This window comes from Pseudomonadota bacterium (assembly GCA_027624715.1).
Taxonomy (GTDB): Bacteria; Pseudomonadota; Gammaproteobacteria; order Burkholderiales; family Eutrophovitaceae; genus Eutrophovita.
In genome coordinates this window covers 1-4,478 of record JAQBTV010000027.1, presented here as the reverse complement: position 1 = coordinate 4,478, position 4,478 = coordinate 1, and the positions used below count along the sequence as shown (strand labels likewise).

General features: G+C 46.8%; 6 protein-coding genes and 1 tRNA gene. All 7 read right to left on the bottom strand.

Annotated features, from left to right (window positions below; all coding sequences use genetic code 11):
* Nucleotides 1-60: 60 nt before the first annotated feature.
* A tRNA-Val gene (locus O3A65_08835) sits at nucleotides 61-133 on the bottom strand.
* Between the two features lie 153 nt (nucleotides 134-286).
* Complete coding sequence (locus O3A65_08830) at nucleotides 287-1,297, bottom strand: 3-isopropylmalate dehydrogenase (GenBank protein MDA1332563.1); 1,011 nt, start codon at nucleotides 1,295-1,297, stop codon at nucleotides 287-289.
* 22 nt (nucleotides 1,298-1,319) lie between these two features.
* Nucleotides 1,320-1,724 carry a Rid family hydrolase gene (locus O3A65_08825; protein ID MDA1332562.1) on the bottom strand — a complete coding sequence of 135 codons (405 nt, stop codon included), beginning with the start codon at nucleotides 1,722-1,724 and terminating at the stop codon, nucleotides 1,320-1,322.
* Entirely contained in the window at nucleotides 1,724-2,140 is a 417-nt protein-coding gene (locus O3A65_08820; GenBank protein ID MDA1332561.1) for a cupin domain-containing protein, read from the bottom strand. The genes O3A65_08825 and O3A65_08820 overlap by 1 nt, the downstream gene beginning before the upstream one ends.
* Complete coding sequence (locus O3A65_08815) at nucleotides 2,140-2,388, bottom strand: hypothetical protein (GenBank protein ID MDA1332560.1); 249 nt, start codon at nucleotides 2,386-2,388, stop codon at nucleotides 2,140-2,142. Before O3A65_08815 ends, O3A65_08820 begins: the two co-directional genes overlap by 1 nt.
* A 2-nt stretch (nucleotides 2,389-2,390) precedes the next feature.
* A complete protein-coding gene (locus O3A65_08810) occupies nucleotides 2,391-3,380 on the bottom strand; it encodes a thiamine pyrophosphate-dependent dehydrogenase E1 component subunit alpha (protein MDA1332559.1) in 990 nt (329 codons plus the stop codon).
* The gene (locus O3A65_08805) at nucleotides 3,377-4,390 is read right to left on the bottom strand and encodes an alpha-ketoacid dehydrogenase subunit beta (protein MDA1332558.1); all 1,014 of its coding nucleotides are present in this window, start codon (nucleotides 4,388-4,390) and stop codon (nucleotides 3,377-3,379) included. The genes O3A65_08810 and O3A65_08805 overlap by 4 nt, the downstream gene beginning before the upstream one ends.
* Nucleotides 4,391-4,478 lie beyond the last annotated feature (88 nt).

Here is a 4,478-nt window from a genome sequence, read left to right as displayed (position 1 = left end):
AAGGCATCTTCAAAGGTGCGGCCCGCGAATCGCAAGCAATCGTCGACAAAAAATAAATTGTGGGCGCGACGGGGCTTGAACCCGGGACCTCCACCATGTCGAGGTGGCGCTCTACCAACTGAGCTACACGCCCTTATTGCTCGCTAATCATATCGGCACGATTGAGATACTCGTTGCAGAACTTCAATCTTCATAAGGGCAGGCACCTACCCGATGCAGAACAACGACGTGCCGATCGACAAAAAAGTTTAACGCTTTTCTCAAAGCAATTAAATAAAACCAAAGGTCAGATTTGGCGACTTTTCACTCGTAGCGCAATAGCATTGCCAATCTCTGAAGTACTCCCAACTACGGCCGGTTCACAAGCTTCAATAATTATTTGCGCAGCTCTCTGTTGGCCAAGGAATTCAAGCATCATTGCGATAGAAAGAATCGCTGCAGTCGGGTCTGCTACACCCTTGCCAGCTATGTCTGGCGCCGAACCATGGATTGGTTCAAACAGTGAAGGACCTGTTCGCATTGGGTTCAAATTCGATGAAGCCGCACGGCCAATACCACCACTTACTGCTGCACTTAAATCCGTAATAATGTCACCAAATAAATTATCGGTGACAATAACATCAAAACGAAACGGGTCATTCACTAAATAGATGCAGGCAGCATCAACGTGGAAATATGCAGTTGTCACATTAGGAAATTCTTTAGCCACTTTGTCAAAAATACGCTGCCATAAATAACCCGAAAATTGAAGAATATTGGTTTTGTGTACAAGCGAAACATGTCGCCGAGGGCGACTATTAGCAGTTTCAAACGCGTACCGGATGCAACGCTCCACACCAAATGCCGTGTTGACACTTCCTTGCGTTGCAACTTCAAAATCGGTATCACGGCGGAGCGACCCACCCTCGCCCACATAGGGTCCCTCAGTGTTCTCCCTAATTACAATGAATTCGTGATATTTCGACTGCCCAGGCGCAATCCCTTTGACAGGTCGCTCATTAATATAAAGATCTAATTCAAATCGCAACTTCAAGATAATGCCGCGCTCAAGAATACTTGGTGCAATCCGCGGATCTCCGATTGCACCAAAAATAATTGAATCAAATTTTCGAAGCTCTGCAATGGTCGCATCGCTTAATAGATAGCCGTCTCTTAGATACCTCTCCCCGCCAACATCAAAATGTCTCACATCAAATTTGACATCAGTTGTAGCAAGCACTTTCAGTGCTTCACGAGTCACTTCAGGACCAATACCATCGCCGCTAATTACGGCAAAATTGAATTTTTTTAGAGAGATATGAGCCTCAAGATTTCAAGAACTAAATTTCATCAGTAATAATCGCCATTGCTTCAACCTCTATCAACATGTCGGGGTGCAGTAACTCATTCACACCATAAAATGCGCTTGCTGGAGGTACTTCCATGTGTGCAAATGCTTCACCGTGCGCACGTCCAGCAGCTTCCCACTGGGAAATATCAGTTAAAAAGACCCGCGTCCGAATTATGTCTTCGGGAGTTCCCCCAAGCTCTGCAAGTGCTGTGACAATAATTTTTATTACTTCCTTGGACTGCAAATACATATCACCTGGATGCAGAATTTCGCCGTTCGGCCCGCTGCTTGAGCAGCCAGCAATCTCAATTAGGTTTCCAACTCTCACCGCTCGGGAATAGCCGACTTTTGACCAAACCCTATTTGAAGGCACTCCAGTTTTCTTTGCAACCACTACTTTTCTCCTTTTGGATCCCATCTAGACTCACTTCCTGCAGGACTATATGTCCAATAAACAACCATTGGTCCATCCGAATTCGCAGTTGTAACATGTGGGATATTCGGTGCAACCGTAACAATTGATCCAGCTGTCACAGGAATATCCACCCCGTCAACGGAAATCACACCTGCTCCTCTCATAACCAAAGCAAATTCCTCTGCTTCATGGCTATGCACAGGAGTCGAGTAATTTGCGGGAAGTGCGCTTACGCCCATTGCCATTTTCTCTGAAGAACCCTTCGCTGGCGATGCGTGAACTGATACGATTCGCCCATCAATTAGAGGTAACTCACTTGTGCCCCCCTTTTTCAATGCAGATAGTGCACCTTCGATCATCTCGTCAAGTTTTCGAGTTTGGAATTTCGCTTTCATTAGATCTCCTCTCTTTTGATAATTCGACAAATTAAAGAACCAGTTTTAACCTCATCACCTACATTGACTGAGATCTCCTCCAGCACACCTGAAAATGGCGATTCGACATCGACTTCAATTTTATCGGTTTCAACTCGCACCAACGGGTCGCCTTGCGATATCTGCGAACCTACCGATACCAGCCATTCCAAAATCAAAACTTCGTCTACCGTGTCTCCTAGTCGCGGCAAATTTATTAATTCACTCATTCTCATCCTCCAATAGAAATATTTTTAAACATTGCTGGCACATCAGCCAGCGGACTAGCAATTATACGTTCGACAAGCTGATCGATTCTTTGTTGAACTTCTTTTCGTATTGCCTGAGCTTCTTCACTTCTCAGGTGACCTGTTTCAACTAATTGTCGCTCATAAAGATCGACCGGATCGCGTTTCAACCATTCATCTAGTTCACCCGCTGGTCTGTAGAGCCCAGCATCTGCTCGAGAGTGACCTGAGTAGCGATATGTTTTAAACTCCAAAAGAGTCGGTCCCCCACCCGAACGGGCACGTGCGACTGCTCTTTCTAACCCCTGTGAGACCGCATCAATTGATTGTCCGTCTATTATTTCGGCTGGCATCGCATACGACTCAGAGCGTTTAGCGATGTCTTCAACGGCAGTTGTCAAATTGATACGCGAATATTCACCATAGACATTGTTCTCACATACAAAGATGACGGGAAGTTTCCAAACCGCAGCGAGATTTAGTCCTTCGTGAAAGGCTCCAATATTGCTTGCACCATCTCCAAATACTGCCACCGCACACCTATCTTCACCTAAAACCTGAGCACTCAATGCAGCACCCGTGGCGATTGGGATACTTCCACCAACTATCGCCGAAGTCGGCAAAAGACCTATTGAAGAGTCACTAAGGTGCATCGAGCCACCGATTCCGCCAATTGAACCAACCGCTCTACCCATAATTTCTCCAAGCACAGAATCGGTTGTCATTCCTAAAGCGAGCGCGATTCCGTGACTCCGATATGTGCAGCAGACATTATCCGTTGGTCTTAGAGTCATTGCGATTCCAATAGCAATGGCTTCCTGCCCTTGATAAGTGTGCGTAGTTCCGTGCACGAGGCCCTCTGCAAATAGCCCTTTAATGCGATCCTCGAAAAATCTAATTTCCAGCATTCTGTCCCAGCGCGCTATCGGGTCAGCTAAACACTTTCGACGCTCCAACTGTTCGGTCAAACTCATTTCATATACCCTTCTTTAATCCACCAAGGCTTATCCGGCTTATTAGTTCTAACGAGTACCTCTATTTGTTCACGCACATATGGCGCTGACGGCAAAAACCGTTTCTCTAAGTGAGGCGGATACGGAACTGGCGTGTCTGGGCAAGTTATTCGTAGTACAGGTGCCTTGAGCTGACTAAAGCATTCAGACGCTACATACGATGCGATCTCTGTTCCCCAGCCACCAGAAAATGGGCTTTCTTCAACTAGCACGAGCCGACCGGTCCGTGCTACCGACTCACATACCAGCTCTCGATCCCAAGGAATCAAAGACCGTAGGTCAATAATGTCAGCAGTAAATGATGTCTCTTGCATCGCCCCAAGTGCGATACCAACTGTTTGTCCTAAACCTACGACCGTAACATCATTGCCCTTATTTAGAATTTCCCCAGTTCCAATTTTGATTATTCCCGCTTCTCCAATGACGACCTCTTCTCTCGCTGAATATAAAACTCTGGGCTCAAACACTGCGACAGGGTTTTCATCTCGAATGGCTGCTCGCACAAGACCATACGCCGTTCGTGCTCCAGACGGAACGACGAGTTTTAAACCAGGTGTCGCATAGAGCCAAGTCTCAAGAGTCTGAGAATGTTGAGCACCAAAGCCTAAGCCCGCGCCAACTGATGCTCTCACAACCAATGGTGCGCCATAAGCCCCACCGGAGAGATAACGAAACTTTGCTGCCTCAGTAACTAGTTGATCCAATGCAACACCCAAAAATTCGACAAACATTATTTCAACAACTGGTCTCAAGCCTGTAGCCGCTGCGCCAACTGCCGCCCCAAGAAACCCCATCTCCGAAATTGGTGTGTCTCTGACACGATTCGGCCCGAATTCTTCAAGTAGACCTTCTGAGGTCTTAAATGGCCCCTCCGCTACAGCGATATCCTCCCCAATAACTATCACTCGCGAGTCTTCCCGCATCTCGTCGGCTACGGCACGAGCTATTGCTTGGTTCATTCTTAATTTCATAATTCTGCTTTCCTTTGCGCATATGTTGAACGGGCGTCGTCTTTGTTTCGCAAAACATGAAAATTCGCCACCTCGCGCCGAACGTAAG